Source organism: Labilithrix luteola (genome assembly GCF_001263205.1).
GTDB lineage: Bacteria > Myxococcota_A > Polyangia > Polyangiales > Polyangiaceae > Labilithrix > Labilithrix luteola.
Genome location: NZ_CP012333.1, coordinates 4420095 through 4443301, shown reverse-complemented (window position 1 = coordinate 4443301; position 23207 = coordinate 4420095). Strand labels below are relative to the sequence as shown.

The 23207-nt window shown below is 66.9% G+C and carries 23 protein-coding genes; 11 read left to right on the top strand and 12 right to left on the bottom strand.

The genetic code is table 11. From position 1 onward, the window contains the following. Positions 1-119: 119 nt before the first annotated feature. From polX to AKJ09_RS19810, 3 genes are read left to right on the top strand one after another with little or no spacing between them, the layout of a single operon-like run. Positions 120-1859, top strand: a complete 1740-nt coding sequence (gene polX, locus AKJ09_RS19820; RefSeq protein WP_169927680.1) for a DNA polymerase/3'-5' exonuclease PolX — start codon at positions 120-122, stop codon at positions 1857-1859. Between the two features lie 23 nt (positions 1860-1882). Then, entirely contained in the window at positions 1883-2554 is a 672-nt protein-coding gene (locus AKJ09_RS19815; RefSeq protein WP_146648763.1) for a response regulator transcription factor, read from the top strand. After that, on the top strand, positions 2551-4083 hold the full coding sequence (locus tag AKJ09_RS19810) for a HAMP domain-containing sensor histidine kinase (protein ID WP_146648762.1): 1533 nt from the start codon (positions 2551-2553) through the stop codon (positions 4081-4083). The genes AKJ09_RS19815 and AKJ09_RS19810 overlap by 4 nt, the downstream gene beginning before the upstream one ends. Before the next feature lie 10 nt (positions 4084-4093). On the opposite strand, the gene AKJ09_RS19805 is transcribed toward AKJ09_RS19810, so the two are convergent. Beyond that, a complete protein-coding gene (locus tag AKJ09_RS19805; protein WP_146648761.1) occupies positions 4094-4624 on the bottom strand; it encodes a hypothetical protein in 531 nt (176 codons plus the stop codon). A gap of 201 nt (positions 4625-4825) precedes the next feature. Then, positions 4826-4948, bottom strand: coding sequence for a hypothetical protein (locus tag AKJ09_RS55590; protein WP_275936636.1), 123 nt, complete (start codon positions 4946-4948; stop codon positions 4826-4828). A gap of 298 nt (positions 4949-5246) precedes the next feature. Between AKJ09_RS55590 and AKJ09_RS19800 the strand changes: the two genes are divergently transcribed. The 3 genes from AKJ09_RS19800 to AKJ09_RS19790 are packed head-to-tail and all read left to right on the top strand — an operon-like array spanning position 5247 to position 10592. Continuing rightward, positions 5247-7844, top strand: coding sequence for a penicillin-binding protein 1A (locus tag AKJ09_RS19800; RefSeq protein WP_146648760.1), 2598 nt, complete (start codon positions 5247-5249; stop codon positions 7842-7844). Beyond that, positions 7841-9250 carry a hypothetical protein gene (locus AKJ09_RS19795; protein ID WP_146648759.1) on the top strand — a complete coding sequence of 470 codons (1410 nt, stop codon included), beginning with the start codon at positions 7841-7843 and terminating at the stop codon, positions 9248-9250. Before AKJ09_RS19800 ends, AKJ09_RS19795 begins: the two co-directional genes overlap by 4 nt. Before the next feature lie 43 nt (positions 9251-9293). After that, positions 9294-10592 carry an ABC transporter substrate-binding protein gene (locus AKJ09_RS19790; RefSeq protein WP_146648758.1) on the top strand — a complete coding sequence of 433 codons (1299 nt, stop codon included), beginning with the start codon at positions 9294-9296 and terminating at the stop codon, positions 10590-10592. A gap of 34 nt (positions 10593-10626) precedes the next feature. Here the strand turns inward: AKJ09_RS19790 and AKJ09_RS19785 are convergent, their stop codons facing one another. Continuing rightward, positions 10627-11199 (bottom strand): cupredoxin domain-containing protein, encoded by a 573-nt coding sequence (locus AKJ09_RS19785; RefSeq protein ID WP_146648757.1) that lies wholly within the window; start codon positions 11197-11199, stop codon positions 10627-10629. A 152-nt stretch (positions 11200-11351) separates the two neighbouring features. Here AKJ09_RS19785 and AKJ09_RS19780 point away from each other — a divergent pair, with 152 nt between their 5' ends. The 3 genes from AKJ09_RS19780 to AKJ09_RS19770 all read left to right on the top strand — a co-directional run bounded on the left by AKJ09_RS19780 (position 11352) and on the right by AKJ09_RS19770 (position 15303). Next, positions 11352-13196: an ATP-binding protein gene (locus AKJ09_RS19780; protein ID WP_146648756.1), complete on the top strand. Its 1845-nt coding sequence runs from the start codon at positions 11352-11354 to the stop codon at positions 13194-13196. A 101-nt stretch (positions 13197-13297) separates the two neighbouring features. Next, a complete protein-coding gene (locus tag AKJ09_RS19775; RefSeq protein WP_146648755.1) occupies positions 13298-14047 on the top strand; it encodes a queuosine precursor transporter in 750 nt (249 codons plus the stop codon). Beyond that, the gene (locus tag AKJ09_RS19770; RefSeq protein ID WP_146648754.1) at positions 14044-15303 is read left to right on the top strand and encodes a hypothetical protein; all 1260 of its coding nucleotides are present in this window, start codon (positions 14044-14046) and stop codon (positions 15301-15303) included. The genes AKJ09_RS19775 and AKJ09_RS19770 overlap by 4 nt, the downstream gene beginning before the upstream one ends. Here AKJ09_RS19770 and AKJ09_RS19765 read toward each other — a convergent pair whose 3' ends face one another. After that, positions 15304-15585: a hypothetical protein gene (locus AKJ09_RS19765; protein ID WP_146648753.1), complete on the bottom strand. Its 282-nt coding sequence runs from the start codon at positions 15583-15585 to the stop codon at positions 15304-15306. Between the two features lie 174 nt (positions 15586-15759). On the opposite strand from AKJ09_RS19765, the gene AKJ09_RS19760 reads away from it, so the two are divergent. After that, the gene (locus tag AKJ09_RS19760) at positions 15760-16242 is read left to right on the top strand and encodes a hypothetical protein (RefSeq protein WP_146648752.1); all 483 of its coding nucleotides are present in this window, start codon (positions 15760-15762) and stop codon (positions 16240-16242) included. Between the two features lie 50 nt (positions 16243-16292). After that, positions 16293-17384, top strand: coding sequence for a peptidylprolyl isomerase (locus AKJ09_RS19755; protein WP_146648751.1), 1092 nt, complete (start codon positions 16293-16295; stop codon positions 17382-17384). Positions 17385-17404: 20 nt separating this feature from the next. On the opposite strand, the gene AKJ09_RS19750 is transcribed toward AKJ09_RS19755, so the two are convergent. The 8 genes from AKJ09_RS19750 to AKJ09_RS19715 form a co-directional block, all read right to left on the bottom strand. Next, positions 17405-17824, bottom strand: coding sequence for an AgmX/PglI C-terminal domain-containing protein (locus AKJ09_RS19750; protein ID WP_146648750.1), 420 nt, complete (start codon positions 17822-17824; stop codon positions 17405-17407). A gap of 326 nt (positions 17825-18150) precedes the next feature. Further along, positions 18151-19437: a glycosyltransferase gene (locus AKJ09_RS19745; protein WP_146648749.1), complete on the bottom strand. Its 1287-nt coding sequence runs from the start codon at positions 19435-19437 to the stop codon at positions 18151-18153. Between the two features lie 4 nt (positions 19438-19441). Beyond that, entirely contained in the window at positions 19442-20044 is a 603-nt protein-coding gene (locus AKJ09_RS19740) for a TetR/AcrR family transcriptional regulator (RefSeq protein WP_146648748.1), read from the bottom strand. Between the two features lie 104 nt (positions 20045-20148). Beyond that, complete coding sequence (locus AKJ09_RS19735; protein WP_146648747.1) at positions 20149-20631, bottom strand: DUF4188 domain-containing protein; 483 nt, start codon at positions 20629-20631, stop codon at positions 20149-20151. Positions 20632-20684: 53 nt separating this feature from the next. Continuing rightward, complete coding sequence (locus AKJ09_RS19730; protein ID WP_146648746.1) at positions 20685-21278, bottom strand: TetR/AcrR family transcriptional regulator; 594 nt, start codon at positions 21276-21278, stop codon at positions 20685-20687. A gap of 69 nt (positions 21279-21347) precedes the next feature. Continuing rightward, on the bottom strand, positions 21348-22043 hold the full coding sequence (locus AKJ09_RS19725; RefSeq protein WP_146648745.1) for a glutathione S-transferase C-terminal domain-containing protein: 696 nt from the start codon (positions 22041-22043) through the stop codon (positions 21348-21350). Between the two features lie 69 nt (positions 22044-22112). Then, positions 22113-22865 carry a ribonuclease III gene (gene rnc, locus AKJ09_RS19720; protein ID WP_169927679.1) on the bottom strand — a complete coding sequence of 251 codons (753 nt, stop codon included), beginning with the start codon at positions 22863-22865 and terminating at the stop codon, positions 22113-22115. Positions 22866-22870: 5 nt separating this feature from the next. Beyond that, complete coding sequence (locus tag AKJ09_RS19715) at positions 22871-23164, bottom strand: 4a-hydroxytetrahydrobiopterin dehydratase (RefSeq protein WP_146648743.1); 294 nt, start codon at positions 23162-23164, stop codon at positions 22871-22873. Positions 23165-23207: the final 43 nt, after the last annotated feature.

The window sequence follows — 23207 nt, the reverse complement described above, 5'->3', positions numbered from 1 at the left end:
CGCCTGCTGAGAAGGACGGCGCAGCGAGGGCCCGAAATTCTCGGCCCTCTGCAGAGGTCTGTCACGATCGCTGTCAGATGTTCCCCAGCGCAACCGAGTTGCGCTGTAATCACGAGTCCATGGCGGACGCGAAGCAAGACGTACTGGAGATGCTGCGAGAGCTCGCCGAGCTCACCATGATCGAAGAGGGCGATCCGCAGTCGTTCCGCGTCCGCGCCTACGAGAGCGCGGCCCATGCGATCGAATCGCAGAGCGCCGATCTCGCGAAGATGTCGGCCAAGGAGCTGCAGAAGGTCGAGGGCATCGGCAAGAGCACGGCCGAGAAGATCCGCGAGCTGCTCGACTCGGGCAAGGTCGAGAAGCTGGAGATGCTCCGCCAGAAGCACCCCGCGAGCATCGTGGCGCTCCTCAAGATCCAGGGCCTCGGGCCGAAGGCCGTGAAGAAGCTCCGCGCCGAGCTCGGTGTCGAGTCGCTCGACGATCTCCGCAAGGTCCTCGCCGACCACAAGCTCCGTGAGCTGAAAGGCTTCGGCGCCAAGTCCGAGGAGAAGCTCACGCAGGCCCTCGCGCGGCTCGACCAGCAAGGCTCGGTCGGACGCACACCGATCTCCGTCGCGCTCCCGCTCGCCAACCGCATCATCGCGCGGATCCTCGAGGTGCCGGGGACCATCCACGCTTCGTATTGCGGTTCGCTCCGCCGTTTCTCCGAGACCGTCGGCGACGTCGACGTGGTCGTGGCCGCCAAAGACGCGACCGCCGTGATGACCGCGGTGATCTCGATGCCGCTCGTCGATCGCGTGCTCGTCCGTGGTGACGCGAAGACGAGCATCGTCACGCGTCGCGGCACGCAGGTCGACGTACGCGTGGTGGCCGAACACCAGCTCGGCGCCGCGCAGCTCTATTTTACGGGCAGCAAAGGCCACAACATCAAGCTTCGGCAGCGCGCGCTCGCCAAAGGCTGGACGCTCAACGAGTACGCGCTCTCGGAGCTCGAAGGCGGCAAGGTCATCGCCAGCGAGACCGAGGAGCAGATCTACGCGGCCCTGGGCCTGCCCTGGATTCCGCCCGCGCTCCGCGAAGACGGCGGCGAGATCGAAGCGGCCGAGCGTGGCGCCCTCCCCGGCCGCATCGGGAAGGTGATCGGCGACTTCCACGTCCACACCACGGTTTCCGGCGACGGCCGCTCTTCGCTCGAAGACGTCGTGGCCACCGCGAAGGCCCGCGGCTACCGTGTCCTCGCCCTCACCGATCACGCCGAAGGAACGGTCTCCGGCGTCGGTCGTGACGCCATGCTCGCACAGCGAGAGCGCATTCGCGCGATGCAGGCCGAGCTCGGCGACTCGCTCACGCTGCTCCACGGCGTCGAGCTCAACATCGGACCGAACGGCGAGCTCGATTACGATCTGGAGTTCCGAAAGAGCTTCGACTTCTGCCTGGCCTCCGTGCACGACCACTTCGAGCTCGATCGCGCTGGGCAGACGAAGCGCATCGTCACGGCCATGCAGGATCCGACGGTGCGCATGATCGGGCACCTCTCGGCACGCATGATCGGCGGGCGGCCCCCCATCGAACTCGATCTCGACGCCATCTTCTCGGCGGCCGAAAAGACGGGCACCGCCCTCGAGATCAACGGTGCGCTTCCACGCCTCGACATGTCCGTGGAGGCGCTGCGCCAGTGTCGAGCGCGCAAGGTCACCCTCGTTCTGACGAGCGACGCGCACCACCACGACGAGCTCGATCGCGTCGACAACGCGGTCCGCAACGCCGAACGCGCGTGGATCGACCCCGATCGAATCGCCAACGCGGGCACGCCCGAGCGCCTCCTCGCCTGGACCCGGGAAAAGCGCGCCTCGGTGTGATTCGCGCTGCGGCCCCAAACACCGTGAAAAGGCGACTCCTCGTCATCGAAGACGATCAGGAGCTGGGCAGCCAGATCGTCAAATCCTTGCAGACCGCAGGTTTCGAGTCGACCTGGTGGAAAGAGGGCAAGACGATCGACAAGACCGCCCTGGCCGACGTCGAGCTCGTCGTACTCGACCTCATGCTGCCGGGGACGTACGGCCTCGACATTCTCAAGTCCCTGCGGAGCCGGTCCGACGTTCCGGTGCTCGTTCTCAGCGCGCTGAACGACACACCATCCAAGGTTCGAGCGCTGCAGCTCGGCGCCGACGACTACATGACCAAGCCCTTCTGGCCGGAAGAGCTCGTCGAGCGCGTGCGTGCACGCTTGCGGCGCCCCGCGATGCAACGCACGGAGGCCCTTGAAGTCGGCCCGCTGCGCATCGATCGCGAAGCACGTGAAGCCTCCCTCGCCGGCGAACGGATCGAGCTCACGCGCGTCGAGTTCGACTTCCTGGTCGCGCTCGCCGAGCGCCCCGGGGCGGCGATCACGCGAAAGCACCTGGCCGATCGCGTCCTCGATCCTTCGCGCGAGGGCTCCGAGCGCACGCTCGACGTGCACGCTTCGCGTCTGCGCAAGAAGCTCGGCACGAGCGTGACGATCGAAACCGTGTGGGGGATCGGCTATCGGCTCCTCGCGGAAGCATCCGAATGAAGCTTCGTGGAAGACTTGCGCTCGCGGCCGTGGCGGTCATGGCGCCGATGATGGCCGCGCTCTTGTGGTTCGACGCATCGGAAAAGCACCGCGCCGCCGAGCGCATGCTCACGAACGTGGTCACGTCGCGCATGGTCACAGGACGAGCGCGTTGCGAAGCCGATCCTCGATCGTGGGGAGGCCGGCGCGACGTATTCCCCGGGCCGCACGAGCGCGAACCGTTCGACCACGGCCATCCACCTCCGCCACCTCCGCCGCTCCCCGAGGCTCCGCCGCGCCGCGGGCCCGAGCCGTTCGAGCCCGGCGCCCGTCGCGCACCGCCACCGTTCCCGCCGAACGAAGGCCCGTCGAAGGCGCACGCGAAGCCCGCCGTGGTCTACGCGTACGACGAGTCGTTCCACTCGCTCAACCCCGATGCTCCGGCGCTGTCGCCCGAGCTCGTTCAATCGGTGAAGGGCCGTGACGTCGGCGTGGCTCCGTTCGCGTGGCGAACGTCGGACGTCGAAGTGCTCGTTCGCACGCCATGGGGAACGGGACCGTGCGCGTACGTGCTGGGCCAAGGCTCGACGGATCCGAGCTGGGGCGCCGTGCTTCCCGACAATCCGCTCTGGCTCTTGCCGATGCTCACGATGCTTGGCGCGGTGCTCGTCGCGATGGGTCCTGTCGTTCGACGGATTCGCAAGCTCGAAGAGGCCGTCCAGCGCTCGAAGTCGTCATCCTATTCGACGGCCGTCGCGGTCGGTGGGCGCGACGAGATTTCGGATCTCGCCCGTGCCTTCGACGATGCCGGCCGCGAGATTCGATCACGGATCGAAGAAAAAGAACGACGAGAAAAAGCGCTCTTCGATTTCGTCGCCAACACGACCCACGACGTGATGATTCCTCTCACCGTGCTTCAAGGACACCTCGCCACCATGCGCGAGAAGGCGTCGAAGGGCGAAGCGGTGGAGCCGAGCGTGGTGGTCTCGGCAATGGACGAGGCCCACTACATGGGCTCGCTCGTGCACAACCTCACGACGGCCGCGCGGCTCGAGGCCGCCGATGTGAAGCTCGAGAGGTCCGCGGTCGATCTGAACGCCGTGGTGCATCGTGTCGTGAGCCGGCACAAACCGATCGCGCGTGAGTTGGGCGTATCGCTCGACGACGCAGTTCCGAATGCCCCCGTCGTGATCTCGGCCGACGTCACGTTGGTCGAGCAAGCCGTAAGCAACGTCGTCTACAACGCGGTCCGCTACAACCGCGCAGGCGGGCACGTCGCCATCGTCCTCGAGACGACGGACGCTCGATTTTGCCTCCACGTCATCGACGACGGACCAGGGATGACCCCTGACGAGCTCGAGCGACTCAAACAGCGAGGCGCACGAGGCAACGCCGCGCGCACACGCGCGCCCGAGGGGCAGGGCCTAGGACTCGATATCGCCTTCCGCGCGGCCGAGCTGCACGGGTTCTCGTTGAGCCTCGGTCCCTCCGAATACGGCGGACTCGAAGTACGGCTCGAAGGCGATGTCTCCCTCCCCCCCGGGACGTGAGCAACGACGCTTACGGACAGCCCGCGTAACAGGCGACCAAAGCCACGCAGCCCGGGTCGTTCGCGCAGGTATCCCACTCGGTGCAGCAGTTCTGAGTCGTGCAGCTGTTGCAGGTGACGCTGCCGGTATCGACGGGCATGCTGCACGACGCCGTGCCGGCATCCTCGTCTAGCTCTCCGCCGTCGGGCTCGGCACCGTTGATGCACGGATCGGTGCACTTCTGCATCCAACACGTGTCGATCCCCTCCATCGTAGGTCCGGCGTCCGGATACCTCTTATCGCAGGCCGACGCGCAGTCGAGCGGCGTGGAGCCATCGGGGCGGGGGACGATCGAACCGTCCCCGTTCCCGCCACCACGACCACCGCCACCACCGCCTCCCTCTTTTGACGGCGAGGAGGCGTCATCCGAGTTCGAGTCCGTCCCAGGGCCCGAAGGCGAAGAGTCGCTTCCCGAACAGCCACCAAACGTCACGCTCGCGATTCCGAGCGAGAACGAAACACCGACCGCAAGTAGAGTTGCCGACCTTGGCGAGAAGCTCATGCAGTTCCTCTGTGCATCACGACCCGCTGGGTCAATGCGACAGCTGAGCTCGATAAACGCAGCGACCACCCCACGCGCGTCATCGCCGAAAGTGCGAGCACAAGCGTGATCGCAGAGAGTGCGGTCGTGTTGATCGTCGTGACGATTCTGCCTCGCACGCGTTCGAGCGGAGGCCTCACGGAAATACGTGCACCATGCACATCAGTGCATGCGGAGCACGAGCGACGCCGTCGCGACGACGAGCGCGACCGCCGTGATCAAGATGGCGAGCATCACCGCGTAGAACGGAGCGTTTCGGCGAAGGGTCTCGATCGTGATGGCCATGACGACCTCCTGACGCTTGCTTCGACTGTTCGTTAGGGTTCAGCGAGGGAGGCGTCGAGCCCGGCCTGAGCTCGCCGAAAGGGCCCCCACAGTCCGAACTCCGAAAGCATCGTTCGTGACGCTGCACGACCGCGACCGCACGCGCTAAACTGCGCCGGCCTTGTCTTCCGACCGTCCCAAGCCGCCACGCTCCGGTAGTTCGCCCGAGAGGCCGTCCAGCCCCCCTTCGGAGAGGCCGCCCCACGCCCAGAATCCGCGCGGATCCTCGGATTCTTTCGCTTCGCGCGAGCGTTCGCGGATGAGCTCTGCCGCGCCGGGCGTTCCCAAAAACGTGCGCGCCTCGTCTCGTCCGCCGGAAGCACCCCGCGAGTCCCTGCTCTCCCAGGTCGTGGGAGCCCCCAAGCCGAAGACCGACGATTCTCGCCGCGCGAAGGTCCTCCGCATCGCCAAGCGCTGGGCGATCGGCCTCGGCATCGCCGCGGCCGTGCTGGCGATGAGCGCGGCCGTGACGGGATGGCTGCTTGTCCGTCATTACGAAGCGGATCTGCCGAGCGTCGCCGAACTCGAACGGGGCTATCACCCCTCGCAGGTCACGCGCGTGCTCGCACGCGACGGCACGTTGCTCGCGGAGCTCTTCACCGAGCGACGCACGGTCGTCCGCATCGACGACTTGCCTCCCCAGGTGAAGCTCGCCGTCCTCGCCGCCGAAGACGCGAACTTCTACAACCACGAAGGCATCAACTACCTCGGCATCGCGCGCGCGTTCGTGGTCAACCTCCGCGCGGGCCGAACGCGTCAGGGTGGTTCGACCATCACCCAGCAGGTGATCAAGAACATCCTGCTCGACACGCAGGAGCGTACGTACAAGCGCAAGATGCGCGAGGCACTCCTCGCCCGGCGCCTCGAGCAGGAGCTTTGCCCGTCCTGCGGGTCCGACGAGGAAGGCAAGCGTCGCCGCAAGGACAAGATCCTCGAGCTCTATCTCAATCACATCTACTTGGGCGGCGGTCGGTACGGCATCGAAGAGGCGGCCAAGTACAACTTCGGCAAGTCGGCGCGCGAGCTCACCGTGGCCGAGGCGGCGATGCTCGCCGGCGTTCCTGCCGGCCCCGAGATCTATTCGCCCAAGCGAGATCTGAAGCGCGCCCTCTCGCGACGAGAGTTCGTCCTCGGCCAGATGCGCGCGAAGGGCTTCTTGAACGACGCGCAGTACGAGGCCGCGAAAGACGAGCCCGTACGCCTGTCGCCATCGCAGGAAGTCGAGAGTGAGCTAGCGCCCGAAGCCGTGACGCTCGCCAAGAAGCTTCTCTTCGAGCTCGAGCCCGATCGCGGACCGCGCGGCGGCTTCACCATCACCACCACGATCGACCCGCACGTACAGGCCGCCGCCCGCAAAGCGAGTCGCGAGAACGTGCAGGCGTACGACAAGCGCCATGGCCTGCTCGCGCCGTTCAAGGCCGCGGCGGTCGCCAGCACCAAGGGCAAGAAGGCGCCCGCGCAGGTGCCCGTTTTCGAGGGCACGCCGAACTTCGAGGCCCACAAGGTTCTCACGGGCGCCGTGATCGGACACGACGACCTGACGGGCACGATCGACGTGCGTGTCGGCACCGTCACCGGCTCGATCAAGCTTGCAGATTACAAGCGTTACAACCCACAGAACCTGGCGCCGAGCCAGTTCGCCGAAGTCGGCGCGCGCCTGCGCGTGAGCCTGCTCGCACCGGTCCCGACCGAGAAGGGTGACGGCGAAACCCCGCACGAGAAGGCGATCGCGAACGCCAAGGTTCCGTTGCGTCTCGAGCTCGGGCCCGAGACGGCGAGCGTCGTCGTCGACGTGCGCACGCGTCAGATCCTTTCGATTGTCGGCAGCTACGAGGGAACGAGCGGCGGTCTCGATCGTTCGTCGCAATCGCGACGGCAACCCGGCTCGACCTTCAAGCCGATCGTCTACTCGTATGCCATCCACGCGCGCCGCTACACGCCGGCGAGCCTCATCGACATCCAGCCCACCACCTTCGCCGGCGGTTACAAGCCTTCGAACTACGAGGGCTACGCCGGTAGCGATCCGCTTCGCCTTCGCGAGGTGCTCGCCAACTCCGTGAACATCGGCGCGGTCCGCGTGCTCGAAGACGTCGGACCGGCGAGCGTCGTCGACTGGGCGAAGGCCCTCGGCATCAGCTCGGCGCTCAAGCCCGATCTCTCGCTCGCCCTCGGATCGTACGAGGTCCATCCCAGCGAGCTCGTCGCGGCATACGCGACCTTCGCCGCCGGTGGCATGTACGAAGAGCCTCGTCTCGTGACGCGCATCGTCGGCCCCGACGGCAAAGACGTCGCCCTCAAGGAGCCGCCTCCTCCGCGCCGTGTGCTCGAGCCCGCCGAGGCCTACGTGACGACGAGCATGCTCCAGAGCGTCGTCGATCACGGAACGGCCACGCGAGCGAAGGCGCTGGCCCGCCCCGTGGCCGGAAAGACCGGCACCAGCAACGAGGCCAAAGACACGTGGTTCGCGGGATACTCGACCGAGATCGCCGCGGTGGTGTGGGTCGGTTACGACGATGCAAAGCCGCTCGGATCGGGAGAGACCGGTGGCTCGACGGCGCTTCCGGCCTGGGTCGCGCTCATGAAGGCGGCCCACGAGAACAAGCCACGCGCCGAGTTCCCACGCCCACCCGGCGTCGCCGTCGTATCCATCGATCCGAAGAGCGGCAAGCGCGCGCCCGAGGGCTTCGAAGGCGCGATCGACGAGGTGTTCCTCGAAGGCACCGAGCCTTCGGAGGCCGACATGGCCGGCGCCGATTCCGGTGCCGGAGCAGCCGACGCCGCCACGCCCCCGCCTACGCCGGCATCGCCGCCGGGGTCGCTCACGCCTCCGCCGGAGCCGGACGGAGTCAACCTTTGAGCTTCGGGCGCGCCGGTCTCGCTTTCGGAACGCTCGTCGTCGCTGCTGTGGTCTCGCTCGGCGCAAACGACGCCGTCGCGCAATCGAAGACGCCCCCGGCTCCCCCGAGCGCGCCCGTCGTTCCGCCGCCGGCTTTGCGTACGAGCTCCCTCGCACAGATCGTGACGGAGCTCACGCGTGCACTCGGCCCCGTGCCTGCGGGTGCTCTCGTCGCCACGTCGCCCATCACGAGCGACGTGCCGTCACCTCGCGCCGACGATCTCGCACTGCGTCTCGGCGCGCAGCTCGCCGGTCGTCTGGGCCCTGCGCGTGCACACACGCAGCCCGTCACGCTCCCCGTCGCGCGAAGCATCTCCGGACGTGCGGCGTCGCTCGTCTACGTGCAGCTCGAGATCGTCAAAGGCGAGCTCCGCGCGACGGCCGATCTGTACCCGGTGGTGTCCAACGGATGGGAGCGCCTTCGCAATCCCGTCCCAGGGCCGCGCGCGCATGCGTTCGCCAGCGCGCCGCTCGATGCCGAGATTCGCGGTTTCCTCGCGCCGGTGGTGCTCGAGCAAGCCAGCGTCCACAAGGCCAAGCACGACGAAGGCGACGTGCTCGCCATCGGTTGCGGTGACGTCGATGGCGACGGAGGGCTCGAGCTCGTCCTCGTCACGAGGCAACGCGTGAGCATCGGTCGGCTTCGCGGGGGCAAGGTCGTCGTCCACAAGAGCGCGCCTTGGTCGTCGCTCGCTTCGCGCTCGCCCGTACCGATGCGCGATCCACTCGCGGCCGTTCTGGTCTCGCCAGTCCCGCATCGCGGAGAGATCTTCCTGGGCACCACCGATCGCGGCGGCATCGCCACCGATGCGAATCTCGTCACGCGACGCGCGCTCACGGGCATCCCCGTCGCCGGACTCGACGGCGAGGGCTGTGCACTCCCGAGCGGCGAGACGAGCGCGTTCGACGGAAACGCGGTGGCATGCGCGGCGCCCGCCAAAGGCGATCCTCCGGTGGTGCTGTCGGCGCTCACGCCGAAGTACGACGCCGTTGCGGCTCTCTCGCTCGTCGGCAAAGACGGCTCGGTCTCCGAGGTCGTCGCGTCACGCGAGCCGAACGGCAAGCTGCATCTGAAGCGATCGGAGCCCGGACAGGCACCTCCCACCGAGCTCACGATCGACGGCACGGGAGCCCAGGTCGCGCTGGTCGATCTCGATCTCGACGGGGTCGCCGAGGTCGTCACCACGGCCGACGGCTTCGCCGACGACACGCTGACCGTCTCGAGCTTCTCCAAGTCCAAGCTCACGCCGAGGCTTCGCGTGCCCGCCAAGGACGGCGTTCGCGCGCTCGCCGTTTGCCCTCCCGAGGAGCGTGGCGTGCCCGCGCTCGTCGCCGTGGTCGGCTCCGAGGTGTGGCTTGTCCGTTGACGGGACACTCTCGCGCCGTCGACTGCTCGCAGGGCTCAGTGCCATGGGCCTCGTGCAAGGCTTCGACGGAGAAGCGTGGGCACGCGGGCGCGTCGTGCCGGGGGGTCGCCTCTCGCTTCGTGTGCCCTGGCCCATCGGCTCGCTCGACCCGCATCGTCTCGACGACGGGCTCGCGGCGATCTTCGGTGATGCGCTCTTCGACACGCTGTACGCCCGAGACGACGCTGGCAACCAGGTACCTTCGCTCGCCGAGGCCGAGCCCGAGCCCGAGGGGGGCAACCTTCGCGTGCGCCTCCGTGGTGGCCTTCGGACCGCGAAAAACAGGCCTTTCGAAGCACGCGACGCGGCAGCGGCTATCGCGCGCGCACGAAGCCTCGGCGGTCGCGCATGGCTCGTCGACGTGCCCTCGCCGAAGGTCGACGGCCGGTCGCTCCTCTTCGGCTTTCGCGACGCCGCGAGGCTGATGCGTGCGCTCGCTTCGCCCATCGTGGCGATGGTGCCGGCCGGTTATTCGCCCGAGTCGCCCGACGGCACGGGGCCCTTCCGCTTCGTCTCGCGCGGCGACGCGATCGCCCTCGTGAAGAATCCGCTCGCCGCTCGCGGCCCGGCATTTCTCGACGAGGTGACGGTTCGCTCGGCGCCCGATCTGGCGGCGTCGCTGCGTGCCTTCGAGAGCGGCACCGACGATCTCGGGTGGCTCGGTTCGGGCTTGCACGAGCCGCGCGCGGGTTCGCGTCCATTCGATTTCGGCGCCGTGGCGTGGGCCGTGCTCAGCACGGGACGCGATGCGCTCACGTGGGACGTTCCCGGCGTTGCGCAGCGTCTCTGCGACGGCATCCCGCCCTCACGACTCTCGCATCTCGCCATCGGTCAGCCGTGGGCCACCGAACCGGAGCAAGGCTGGGGCGGCCCGCCGACGGCGATCACCGTTCGCGAGGACGCACCGTGGCTCGTCGAGCTCGCACGGGCCATCGCCGCGACGATCACGCGCCCTTCGCACGAAGTGACTGCGAAGCCCGTTCCCGCCGCCGAGTTCGCCCAGCGACGGTCATCGCGTTTGTATTCACTCGCGCTCGACGTGGTGAGGCCCGTGGCTCCCGGCTCCCTCGGTGCCATGGTCGCTCTCGCCTCGGCCGACGGCTCCGCGCGGGCATCCGAGCTCGTTCAGAGACCGCCCAAGCTCGGCGAAGTGCCCGCCCGAACGACCACGCGCCTGCTGCGATCCGGTGTGGTCGGCGAGATTCGCGTCCAGGGCGGACGCGCGAGCGACGTGCAGCTCGTTGGGTCACCGGGGCCTTTCGGCTTCGATCTCGGTGCGTCGACGCGCCAGCGCACGCGCTGAGGGCGGCGCTACGAAGCCGTGCCTCGGCTCGAAGTCAGGGGATGACCCTGACGGCACCGAACATTCTGTCGGGGTGGAACTCGCACTGATAGCCGAACGTGCCCGTGTTCGTGAACTTCACCTCGAGCGCATCGTTCGGCTGATTGGTGTCCGTGACCGTGATGGGATTCGGCGAGTCGCCGCCGAGCGGTTGCAGCGGATGGGAGGCGAATTGGCCCTTGAAGGTGACCGTGGAGTCCTTCTTGATCTTGATGCAACGCGGCGTGTACTGCAGCGCCGCTGCCGCCCCACCGAACGAGACGTCCACGTTCGTCTGGGTCGTGAAGTCTCCACCGATCGCGTCAGGTGTGAGCTTGTCGAATTGGTCATCGGTGCACCGCACGGCCGTCGTCGTGGCGTGATCCGTCGAGGTGTCCGTCGACGACGAGTCCTGCGTGCTCGAATCGGTGCCTGTGCTGGTCTCCGGCGACGTGCTGACGTCCGAAGACCCATCGCTGTTCGAGCTCTTCCCCGGCGGCGCGTTGCTGTCGTCGCTGCTGCAGGCGACGACGGTGAACGGAACGGAGCCGACGAGAACCGAAGCAAGGATGGCAAGCGCGACGCGCATGGTGAGTCCCTCCGCCAAGTAGAGCTTGATTGGTACCACGGCCGCGGCCGTAGGGCCGCACGCTGCCGCGGAGGGACGAAAGGCGATGAGGAAGCGTCCCGTCCGCTCGGACGTTCTCCCGAGTGGGCACAAACCCGCTACCCTGACCCGCCGTGCGCCTCGCCCCTCGCCTTGCGCTGACCTTCGGCCTGCTCGCCGCCTTCTCGACGGCCGGTGTCGGGCTCGCTGTGCGCATGCGCCTCGCGGCCAAGGAAACGAGCCGTTTCCAGCGCGAGGTCGAGGGAGTGTGCGCGCGCCTCGTCGACGAAGTCCGGCGCCAAGGCGAGGTCGATCAGACCTTGATCGGCGGAGCATGCCAGGGCGGCGAGCTCGTCGATCGCGTCGGCATTGCCGTCGATCGCGGAGAGCTCGACGATCGGCGCACGGGCTTTGCTCCCATCGTGTCGGGCGAGAAGACCGCGTTCGATCTCGACGAGCTGCTGCTCGCCGTCGAGGGTGGCGACATCGTCGGAGCAAGCCCAACGTCGCTGCTCGGTCTGCCCTCGCGTGACGTCGACACGCTGCTCAAGACGAATCCGAAACACTTCGTCCTCCGCACCGACGCCGCCCCCGCGCTCGTCTCGCGATGCACGAAGCGGTCGGATGGCGGTAAGATCATCGGGCTCGTGGGAGCACGCCACGTCGACCCACTTCTCGAGCGTCTCGCCAAGACCCTCGACGTGACCGTGAAACCGTCGTGGCCCACGCCGCAGGTCCAGGTGGTTCCCGACGATGACCTCCGTCGCAAGCCTCCCGCGAAGGGCGCACGCGATCGCAAGGTCGCGCCCGTCGCCTCCGCGAGTGCCCCGCGACCGAGTGCGAGCATCACGAAGCCTGCGCCCAGTGCATCGGCGAGCGCGAATACCCCCAAACCGCCGGTCGGTGAGCTCGCCCGCGCCAGCTGCCGCCTGCAAGACGACAGCGGCGCCGTCCTCGCGTTCGACGTTCTGAAGTCGACACGCGAGCTCGAAGACAACCTGCACGACGTCGATCAAACCGTGGGCCTCTATGCGGCCATCTCGGGTCTCGTCGCGTTCGTGCTCGCAATCATCCTCGCGCGCAGCTTGAGCCGCCCGCTGAGCAGCCTCGCGGCCGAAGCCGGAAAGGTCGCCGCTGGCGAGGCGCGCCCGCTCGGTGTTCGAGGCTCGGGCGAAGTGCAGGAGCTCGCCAGCGCGTTCGATCGCATGATCCAGGACCTCTCGGTGACGCGTCGAAGGCTCGCCGCCGCGAGCCGCGTGGCCGCCTGGCGCGAAGTCGCTCGTCGCGTTGCCCACGAGGTCAAGAATCCTCTCGCGCCCATCCGCGCCGCCGTCGAGACGCTGCGACGTCTTCGTGCCCGCGAAGATCCGCGCTTCGACGAGTACTTCGACGAAGCCACGCGCACCGTGCTCGACGAGGTTCATCGCATCGCGAACATCGTCACCGAGTTCACGCGCTTCGCTCGTCTCCCCACGCCCAAACCCCAAGACGTCGACGCCGAAGAGCTCGCGCGACACGTCGTGCAGATCCACAAGCCGTCCGCCGGCGACATCGCCTTCGCCCACGTTGCTCAGCGGCGCGCACCGATCATTCGTGCCGATCGCGATCAGATCATCCAGGTGCTCACGAACCTCGTACAGAACGCGTTCGATGCGGTCAAAGGCGTGCCGGGCGGAGCGGTCACGCTCACCACGGATACGGACGGTCACTACGTCGCCTTCAGCGTGACCGACAACGGCGCGGGCATCGCCCCGGAAATCTCGGGGCGACTGTTCGAGCCCTACGCGACGAACAAGGTGAGCGGCACCGGTCTCGGCCTCGCCATCGCCCAGCGCATCGCCATCGAGCACAACGGCGAGCTCTCGTACATCGGCACGAGCGCGAGCGGAAAGGGTGCGGTCTTCAGGCTTCTTCTGCCCATCGAAGGACCGCCGCCGGCGAGCGAGTCACCGACCTCGGACAATAGTCCTGAAGTTTAGGCCCCGAGGTTTAGGGCCTGAAGCTCGAGCTCGCCGAGCGCCTGCGGAGCGGTCGGCAATGCACGCAGCTTGCGGCAATTTGCGATAGCGTTTGCCAGCCCATGGAGTCCGCCACCCCTGCCGTCGGCAGCACGTTCGCGACGCTGAAAGCCGAGCACAAGCTCTTCGTCTGTCTCTCGGCGACCTTCGTGTCGTGCCTTCTGCTCGGCGACATCATCGGCGGCAAGACCATCACCACGCCGCTCGGACCGATCTCGGTCGGCATCATCCCCTTCCCCGTCACGTTCCTCCTGACGGATGTGGTCAACGACTTCTACGGGCGCAAGGGCGCGCGGTTCCTGACGCTCCTCGGCTTCGCGATGGCCGTTCTGGCGTGGGCCGTCCTCCAACTCGGAACGGTCCTCCACCCCGATCCGTCGACGTACTTCACGCAGGCCGAGTTCTCGAAGATCTTCGGAGGCAGCGCGCAGCTCTTCGTCGCGTCGATGATCGCGTACCTCATCGGGCAGTTCCTCGACATCCACGTCTTCCAGTTCTGGAAGGCCCTCACGCAGTCGCGTCATCTCTGGCTTCGCGCCACCGGCTCCACGCTGTTCAGTCAGGTGGTCGACACGGTCACCATCAACGTCATCTTCTGGACGTGGGCAGCCGCCTCCGATCCCACGTCGTTTCTCGGCGTCATGTCACGCGAGCAGCGCTGGGCTTGGATTTTCGCCAAGATCGGCCGTGAGTACTTGATCAAGGTCGTGGTCGCGATCCTCCTCACGCCTGCCGTCTACGCCGTTCACGCGTTCATCGTGCGTACGCTCGCCATCGCCCCCGAAGCCCACGAAACGCGAGGGCGCAGGTGAAACTGCCCCCGCGCCTCCGATTGCCGAGCGGGCTCTCGGTGATCGTGCGCGCGTCCACGAAGGGCGACGAGCCCTACGTTCGGGGAACCGTCCTCAAGCAGGCGCTCGCCGCCTTCGAGGCGGGGCACGTGACGGTCGCGTCGCCGACGGGCGCCCCGATCGCGTGGGAAGATCTCTCGCTCGTCGATTTCCACGTTCTGGCCGCGGTCTTCGCGAAGATCGGACTCGTCGACGAAGAAGAGGTCGAGGTCGATTGCCACAACTGCGGCGCGTCCCTTCGCGTCGCGCCCTGCTCGAAGCTCGAGATCTCGCCATGGGTCGACGACGAGCTCGGCGATCCGGAGCTCGACGAAACGCTTCCCTTCGCCGCGCCGTACGACATCCCGGCGATCGATCTCGGACGCGTCCGACGTGTCAATACCGTCGCCCTCGAAGCGCGCACGGTAGGCCTGGCTCGAACGCTGATCGCGTCGGAGCATCTCGCGATGAGCGAGGCCGTCGTACAGGCCGCCGGAATCGTCGCCCTCGGTCAGACGCGCGAGCCAGCGCGCATCGCCAGTGCGCTCGATACCTGCTCGGAGGCCTCGTTCGCCGCCATCACGCACGTCTGGGGCGAGTCGCATTATCCCGCGCGCCTCGCCGGCATCGTTCGGTGCGCCTCGTGCGGCGCGCGTAACGACGTCGATGCGCCCTTCGACCGCGAGCTCTCGTGGAACGTCGAACGGCATCCCTCGTCGTCAGGCGACGAGGTCGACGCCGAGGAGGGCTTCCCCTCCCTCGAAACGTTCACCGCACGCGCCGAGGAGATCGCCGCCGAGCTCTTCGCGCGGGTCCCCGGTGAACATCGACCGCTGCTCGTGGTGGAAGGTGGCACCGCCGCCGTCGACGATGGGGGCGTCCCTCTGCTCGGCTCCTACGTTCCGCCGCCCCCTGCTCCGACGGTGTCCGTGTATTACACGACGTTTCGCGCGATGTGGAACGAGGACGGCCCGTACGATTGGGACGACGAGCTCCTCGAGACGATCGAGCACGAGCTCGAGCACCACGTGTACTTCCTGCGCGGCGCCGATCCGATGGACGACGAGGAGCACGCCGAAATCGACGCAGAGGAGCGGCGCCTCGTCGGCCATCGAGAGACGGATCGACGCGCCGTCGCCGCGTTCGGCGCGAGCTTCTCCGACTTCCTGCGCCGGACCTGGATTCTCTGGGTGCTCGTCGCGCTGGCGTTCGCCTTCACGCTCGCCACCCAGCGCTGATCACGGCTGCGGAGGGTGACGATAGCGGTGGACGCCGAAACCGATTCCTCCCGCCACCACGGCCAGCACCCAGGGAACGAAGCCTGACGTAACGAAGCGGGCCACCACGAACCCCACGAGCGACGCGATCACCACGGGAGGGATCGGCCCATCACGTAGGTCGAGGAGTGCGTCTTCCCAGGCTGGCCGAACCGTGAGCGGCCGTCCGAGCGGACGCGGCGGAGGTGCAGCAGGAGGCCGCGCAGCCGTGGCCTCGTTGACCTTCGAAGGCTGCTTCCCCATCGCCCTCTCCGATGCCCTCTCCGATGCCCTCTCCGATGAAGGTGTCGAGGTCTCCTTCACGCCTGGACGCATGGTTCCTTCGCGAGCCTCACCATAGCCGGACAAAGTACGCCATTTGATCGCGCGTTTCTCCAAATTGACAGAGCGGTTTGTTTTGCCTAGCGTTCGGTGTCGATGGCCGCGGTGAAGGCTCGAGCGAAGACCGCAAAAGCGCGCAACACCGAAGAGCGCCCGAATCGGCGAGGTAGTCCGGAGGCGATCGAGAAGCGCCGCATCGCGCGCGTCTTCAACGACGTGCTCGCAGGTCGCGGAGCCGCCGCCAACAAGCTCGACGGACGAACGGAGAAGCGGCGCCAGCGACTGCTCAAGGAGCTCGAAGCGGGGCGGGCTCGCGGCGCACGCGAGCTCAAGCCCACGGACATCCTGCAGCGCGTTCAAGAGCTCATGGACCTCGGCGAGCCGCTCAGCTCGATTCGCAAGGTCACCAAGATCCGCAAGAACACCGTCCCGCCCGAGGCGATCGTGTCGCTCGTGGCGCGACTTCATCACGCCTACAGCTTCCGGCCCGAGGTCTACCGCTTCGTCGGCATCGGTGAAGACGTGCTTCGAGCCGCGGGCGTGCTGGACGACGGTAAGCGATCCCGCGCCAAGCGCTGAACCATCTATCCACACGCCTCGGGCCGTTTTCTGCTACGAGTGACGGCGTCGTGATCGCATCCGCGCGTCGAATTTCGAGGGCTCTGACACGCGACGCTGCTCGCAGCCGCAAGAGCGTGCTGCTCGTCGCCGCGCTCGCCGGTGCATGCGCCATGCTGACCGTGCATCCTCGCTCCTCGCACGCCGAAGACGCAGGAGCCCACGCGCCGGGTGCGACGAGTGCGCCGGCGGCGACGACGACCGACGACGCCGACAAGGCACGCCGGGCACGCGTGGCCGTCCGCGTCGGAGAGCGCACGGTGACGGTAGGCGAGATCGAAGATCGAATCGCCGGCATTCCGCCGTTCCAGCTCGCCACCTTCGGCGACACGCGCGAGAAGGCCGTACGCAATTACACCGAGCAGGTGGTCGTGCGGGATCTCCTTCTCGGTGCCGGTGCCGAGAAGGCAGGCCTCGACAAGAAGCTCCCCACCTCGCACCAACTTCGTCGCGCGCTCTCCAACGCCACCCTTCGCGCCGCCCGCGCCACGCTTCGCTCGCCGGCCGCCATCTCCGACGAAGACGTTCACCGCTTCTACGAGGAGAACCGCTCGCGATTCGACTCGCCCGAGCGCATCAACGTTTGGCGGATCCTCTGCAAGAGCCGCGACGAAGCAGTCACCGTGCTCGCCGCGGCCAAGCACGATCCGACCGTTGCGAAGTACAATGACCTCGCGCGCGAACACAGCGTCGACAAAGCGACCAACATGCGCGGCGGCAATCTCGGTTTCGTCGGTCCCGACGGCGCGAGCAACGAAGCCGGTCTCAAGGTCGATCCGGTCGTCGTGAAGGCCGCGCAGACGGTCCGAGACGGCGAGTTCGTGGGCCAGCCGATCGCCGAAGGCGAAAACTTCGCGGTCGTGTGGCGACGCGGAACGGTGGCATCGAGCAAGCGCACGGTCGAAGAGGCCTCGCAGCAGATCCGCACCACGCTCTTCCGCGAGCGCAGCGAAGCGACAGAAAAGAAGCTGATCGAAGACCTGCGCGCAAAGTACCTCCACGACGTCGACACGAGCATGCTCGGCCTGATCGTGCTGCCCCCGCTCGACGCCGGAGCATCGCTCCCTCGTTCGGTACCGTCGGCCGCGAAGTCCCCTAAGTGACCTCGAGGGTCACTTCGTCGTCAGGGTTTGCCGTCGTTCGCCGCGTCGTAGTGGACCCGTAGGAAGTAGGCAGCGGCGCGCGCTGCTCCGGCATCGGCGTCGGCGTCGAAGACGACACCGCGTACGCTGTTCGTCACGCAAGCGAGGAGCCTGGCATCGCCCACGTCGGCGTCATGGACGGTGGCGTCGCTCACTGCACCATTCGGGCGGATCGCGAAGTGCACCTCGACCCGCCCGTGGACGTGCTCGTGCGATGCGAAGTACGGCTTCCAGCAAGCAGAGATCGGCGCCAGATCGTCGGCCGGCACCGGCCGAGAACGCATCTCGTCTCCTTGGCGGCGAATCTCGAGCCCGGTTACGAACCGGTCGCCCGTAGCCGTTCGGAACAGGGCGGCTTCGAGATCGGGCACGTTCGGACGAATCGCATCGAACGGGTCCACGGCATTTCTCGTCGCTCCTGCCTTCGGCGGCGCCGGCGTCGACTCCACGCTTGCGGAGGGCGGCGGAGCGTCGTGGCGCGGTATCGAGGCGGGGGCGTGGCGCTCCCTGGCCCTCACCCTCCACACGCCGACGCCAATGGCGGCGAATGCCAGAACCGACGCAAGAATCCGTATCTCTCGAGATAAGGCATTCGCGCCGAGGTTTCGGTTGCGCGAGCGCACGACGTGGAGCGTACCAGCCCTCGTCCCGACGAAGCCAGAGGCCAGCCGCCCCTACCTCCAAGCGGCATGTCTTCCTGGTCGCCCTATCGGAGCTGATCGACGGATCAGGATTGAGCACCTCCGAAGGGCGCACGACTCTGCAGGGCCGTTCGATCGCCCGGCGATCGCCGACTGGCCTGCATCAGCGCCTCGACCTCGGTGGCCGCGCGAGGTGCACCGCCGGCTCTGGCGAATCCCTCCGCAACGAGCGCCGCGCCTTCCTTGCGCTTGCGCGCTTCGCGTACCGCCGCCCGCAATCGCTCCGGCGAGAGTCTCTTCGGGTCTAGCGACACGCCGGCGCCGGCCACTTCGACGTGACGCGCGACTTCGTGCTGATCGCGCCCGAAGGGTATGACGCAAACCGGCACGCCGCGGGAGAGGGCCTTCTGGGTGATGCCCATCCCGCCGTGACACACGACGCAGGCCGCGCGGCCGAGCAGCGGCCCGTGCGGAACGAAGCGCTCGACACGGGCATTCGACGGCACGGAATGCGCGGACCGCTGGGCGGACGCCGATGTCGCGACGACGAAGACGGATTCTTCGGCGAGCCCCTCGAGAGCTGCCTCGATGATGGCCCCGTCACCCTGCGCCTCCGTCGAGCACGTGACGAGGACGATCGGGCGGTCGATGCTCGAGAGCCATGCAGGCTCCGGCGCGGACGGCTCCCACACGGAGGGACCGAGCATGATCACGCTCTTGGGACGAGCCGCGCACGGATATTCGAACGGCTCGGCCGTGTAGTAGAGGACGCGCGGCGCCGTCCGCCCTTGTTCGGTCATGTGCCCGAGTTTCGGCAGACCGACGCGCTCTCGCACCGCGTTGAGCTTCGGCAGGTTGCGGTTCACGAGTCGGTGCACGACGCTTGCCGCGACGGAGTCACGCACGCGACCGAGCAGGTCGCTTCGCGGAGCAAGCCCCGGACCGAATGGCGGCAGACCAGGGAGCCGCCAGGGAAGGAAATAGGGCATGAAAAGCGCCCAGGGAACGCTCGAAGCCTCTGCAACCGCGGCTGCACCCCAGCAGTTGAAGTCGACGATCAAGGCATCCGGCTTCTCCGTTCGGATCGCTTCGCGCAGGTCGAGGACCTCGTGCTCGGCCCTCGCGACGAACGTCTGCACGGCGCGGTCGAGCGCTCCCACCACGGAGCTCGCCTCGTAGTCGTCGTGCTGAATCGCCTCGATGTGCCCGTCGATGGCGCGCGCGCGAAGGCCAGCGGCGCGGACGTTCGGAAGCTCTTCGAGCAAAGTGTACACGACGACGTCGTGGCCTCGCCGGCGAAGCTCGAGGAGAATCGGCATCGTCGGAAAGAGGTGGCCGCGAGCAGGCGACGTGTAGCAAAGGATCGTTGCCATCGTGCTAGCCCTCCTTTTGCGTCGGCATCAGCGACTCGAGTAGTCCGAGGACGACGCGTTCCGCCTCCGCGCGCGAGTGGCCGAGATCTCGACGAAGCAGCTTCCACACGTAGACGTCGCAGCAGACGACGAGCTGCGCATGCAAGCGCTGCCTCGCGACCGACCGGTGACCGGCGAGTGCGCCAGCGAACGCCTGCTCCACCCACTTCGCGTGCATCTCGCGAGCTCGCGCGGTGATGCCTGCGATCTCTGGAATGCGTTCCTCCTCCGCGAGCAAGCGCAGCGAGATGGTTCCCCACTCCTCGTAGTGGTCGAACAGATTCTTCACGCATCCGCGAAGATCGTTCCCCACCGCTCCGCTACGCTGCTGCTCCACGCGCGCGAGCCCATCCTCCGCGGCTGCCGCGAGGAGCCCGGCCTTCGAGCCGAATCGACGGAGGAGCGTCTGCAGCGTCACCCCCGCGCGCTCGGCGACCGCGTCGAGGGTGATGTCGTCGTAGCGGCGCTCCGCGAAGAGCTCCTGCATCGCTCCTACGAGACGCGTGGCGGTCAGCTCCGCCGCATCCTTCCGCGCGGTCATCACGTAGGAGCGGCGGACGACTTTCATGTTAGTATGACTAACACTAAAAAGCGGCCGCGCAACGGTCCCTGTCTCACGAGCTCACATCAGCAGGCATGCGGCGCATGCTCGCTCGCGCACGCGATCATCCATCAAGCGGTCTTCGTTGCGGCGAGTCGCGTCGCGGCGTGTGCATACGAGCCCGTCGCCTCGATCGCTTGGCCGGCATTCGCGAGGCCGAACGGCGGCATGTTCACGTAGATGTTCTCGTAGTCGCCGGGACGGGACTTGTAGCTCTCGTGCCAGATGCCCACGTCACCGTTCGTTCCCACGAGCTTGTTGAACGCACGCCAAGCGGGGAGGTGCACGTTGTCGCGACTCTTCGCGTACGCGAGGAGCTGATCCATCGAGCGCCAGTAGGAAACCATCATGGTGGTTCGCCCGAACCAAGACTCGGAGCCGAGGAAGCCGAGCTCGGGATGGACGTTGAGCTCGTTCAACATGCGCTGCATACCCAACGCGACGCGAAGCCATTGACCGACTTTCCACCATCGGTTGATGCGCATGCCGATGAGAAGGACGACGAACTCGCCCTCGAGACGGCCCGTCCGACGCGTGTTGATCGTGGCAGCCATGACTTCCTCCTCGTTTGTTAACAGTGTTAACTTAGTGGACAAAAAAAAAGGCCTCAGGGAGCGAGGCCTTTCAAAAGAAGATCGACAGATCGCCGAAAGAACACGGCGAACGCGGCGTCGTTGCCGATCGCGTCGAGGTGACCGGCGAGACGAAGCGACGCGAGACCATGAACGTGCGCCCAAATGGTGGCGGCCATGGCCATGGCGTCACCCTTCGCGATGGCGCGCGCCTCGACGCACTCGCGAACACGGTCGACGAGAAACTGGAACGACGAGCCCGAACAGAGGTCTGCCTTGTCGTTCGGAACCCCCACCTCGTCGAGGCTCGACATGAAGATGACGCGATAATCGTGCGGATTCTCCAAGGCGAACTTCAGATACTGATCGCCCGTTACCCGTAGGCGAGCGAGCGGCGTCTTCTCGGCGAGCGCGTGCAGAAGGTAGCTCGAGAACGTGCGGAACCCTTCTTCACACACCGCCGAAAGAAGGGCTTCCTTGCCGTCGAAGTGCCGATAGACCGCCGCGGCCGACACCCCGACCCGCCGTGCGACCTCCCGCAAGGAGAAGTGTGCAACCCCACCCTCCAGGTACACCTCTCGCGCGTGGACGAGCAAACGCTCGCGCGTCTCTTGAGCCTCCGGCGCCATCGAGTTAACAGTGTTAACCAGCCTGGCCCGAACGTCAAGCCGTGCGGCTCGCTCCGGCGAGGCGACACCTCACTTCGGCTGCACGAGAGCGTGAATCGCTCGCGTGTGGCGAACGAGGTTCGGTCGCGACATCACGTACTGCCGGAGCGGCGTGTCGATGTCGTAGTAGTAGATGTTGGCGACGAAGCCGTAGATCGATGCATCGAGCGTCGTCGGTGACGGGCCAAACACGAACCCCTCGTCGCCCACCAGACTCGCGATGGCACGCAGGTCTTCGACGCCACGCTCGTAGACGCGGTCGGGCGAGTACCGGCCGATCCCTTGGTAGTAGTACCGCTTGCGGTTGTACTCACGGGCTGCCTCCAGCGTCTCGGCGCTGATATCGGGATGCGTCGAGAGAAGCGCCCCGCGAAACGACGACCAGTAGCGGTCGTCTTGCCAGCGCGAGTAGCTCATCGACCAGTAGAGGTCTTCGAGAGTGCGACGCGCCATGCAGTCGAGGTCGACATCGCGTGCCGACAGCTTGCTGTCGATCTCGAGCCCGTACTCGAGCTTCAGATGCGCAATGATCGCGTCGCTGTCACCAATCGTTCGTCCACCATCGACCAGATAGGGCAACTGGCCACGCGGCGCGTTCGACGTATCGAGGACGTGTCGCTGCTCGAAAGCCACGCCGCAGAGGCGCATGAAGGCGAAGACCTTCAGGCCGAACGGGTTGTTGTCTGCCACACCGAAGAGATCGGGATACGAGTAGAGCGTGGGCACGACGACCTCCTGCGACGGAGCGCATGGAAGGTCGAGCCAGACTCGTGCCACTCGTGCCGCTCGGTGCGGTCAGGCGCCTGTGTTCGGCTCCTGGGGCCCGCCCGTAGCCGGGCGTGACGTCACGTCGGCGCGCGCCTCGAGCGCGGCGAGCGCGGCAGCCCGCTCGGCCACGCGCTTCGAGCGTCCTTCGCCGAGGCCCACCACGTCGGTGCCCACGAGCACTTCGACCTCGAACATCGGATCGTGTTGCGGGCCGCGCATGCCTCGGACGCGGTACGTCGGAGCGGGCAAGCCCTCGGCCTGGACCTGCTCCTGGAGGAGGCTCTTCGGATCGCGTGACCCGAGCCTCTCGACTTGCTGCATCGGCTCGCCGACCACTTGCTCGACGAGCTTCCTCGCTCCGTCGAGCCCGTGAGCGACGTAGACGCTGGCGACGATGGCCTCGACGGCATCGGCGAGAACGTTGGTCTGTTCGCGCTCCGAGCCCGCGCGCGCCCCCTTGCCGAGCGCCAGAGCTTCACCGATGTCGACGGCGCGCGCCCATTGCGCGAGGGCTTCGGCGTTCACGAGGGCACTGCGCATGCGCGTGAGCGTGCCTTCGTCGGCCTCCGGCCTCGTCTTCGCCAGCAGCTCGCTGACACAAAGCCCGAGCACGGCATCACCGAGGAATTCGAGGCGTTGGTTGTCGGGCGCACTCGATTCGTTGGCGAAGCTCGGGTGCGTGAGCGCCTCGTCGAAACGAGGGATCTCCCCATCCCCGATGATGCTCTGGATGCGCGCTTTGAGTTGCGCTCGAGCTTGGGCGAGATCCGCTTCTTTCACGTCCCCTATGCTCCTGCGATGGCGTCGGTCGCGGCGGCAAGCTCGAGGTCGAGCTCCGTGATGCCGTTGGCATCGTGGGTCGACCAGAGCACATGCGCCTTGCCCCATCCGATGGTGATGTCGGGATGGTGATCGCGCTTCTCGGCAATCATTCCAAGCCTGACGGCAAAAGCGAGCGCCGCGCCGAAGTCGGCCAGCTTGAAGTCCTTCACCAGAGCGTCTCCCTTGCGAGCCCAGCCGGAGTGGGCGGCAAGCCAGGTGTCGACGGCGGCGGGATCGAGAGCTTTCGGGCGAGCCATGTACGGATTTTGCGCACACTCTCCACCCATCGACAAGCCTTTG